Annotated in this window: 1 rRNA gene; it reads right to left on the bottom strand. The window is 57.1% G+C overall.

Going from position 1 to position 1070, the window contains the following annotated elements:
- Nucleotides 1-41: 41 nt before the first annotated feature.
- Nucleotides 42-1070: ribosomal RNA gene (locus BXA11_RS41095) — 23S ribosomal RNA — on the bottom strand; the annotation flags it as partial.

The raw sequence follows: 1070 nt of genomic DNA, 5'->3' as shown, positions 1-1070 counted from the left end.
GGTTGCTGTCTCTGAGATCACATAGTGAACGCGAGCATAATATGGTCAAGTCCTCGGCCTATTAGTACCGGTCAGCTCCACACATTACTGCGCTTCCACTTCCGGCCTATCAACCCCATCATCTCTAGGGGGCCTTACCCACACAAGGTGGTGGGAGACCTCATCTTGAGGCGAGCTTCCCGCTTAGATGCTTTCAGCGGTTATCCCTACCGAACGTAGCCAACCAGCCGTGCTCCTGGCGGAACAACTGGCACACCAGAGGTTCGTCCGTCCCGGTCCTCTCGTACTAGGGACAGCCCCTCGCAAGTCTCCTGCGCGCGCAGCGGATAGGGACCGAACTGTCTCGCGACGTTCTAAACCCAGCTCGCGTACCGCTTTAATGGGCGAACAGCCCAACCCTTGGGACCTACTCCAGCCCCAGGATGCGACGAGCCGACATCGAGGTGCCAAACCATCCCGTCGATATGGACTCTTGGGGAAGATCAGCCTGTTATCCCCGGGGTACCTTTTAGCCGTTGAGCGACACCGCTTCCACACGCCGATGCCGGATCACTAGTCCCAGCTTTCGCTCCTGCTCGACCCGTCAGTCTCACAGTCAAGCTCCCTTGTGCACTTACACTCGACACCTGATTGCCAACCAGGCTGAGGGAACCTTTGGGCGCCTCCGTTACCTTTTAGGAGGCAACCGCCCCAGTTAAACTACCCACCAGACACTGTCCCCCACCCGGATACACGGGCGCGGGTTAGACGTCCAAAACGACCAGAGTGGTATTTCACCAATGACTCCACCACGACTAGCGTCGCAGCTTCCCAGTCTCCCACCTATCCTACACAAGACGCTCCAAACGCCAATGTCAAGCTGTAGTGAAGGTCCCGGGGTCTTTCCGTCCTGCTGCGCGAAACGAGCATCTTTACTCGTACTGCAATTTCACCGGGCCTGTGGTTGAGACAGCGGGGAAGTCGTTACGCCATTCGTGCAGGTCGGAACTTACCCGACAAGGAATTTCGCTACCTTAGGATGGTTATAGTTACCACCGCCGTTTACCGGCGCTTAAGTTCTCACCTTCGCC

The organism is Microbispora rosea, assembly GCF_900156315.1.
GTDB classification, from domain to species: Bacteria; Actinomycetota; Actinomycetes; order Streptosporangiales; family Streptosporangiaceae; genus Microbispora; species Microbispora rosea.
The sequence above is the reverse complement of the archived record's forward strand: the minus strand, read 5'-3'. Positions and strand labels throughout refer to the sequence as shown.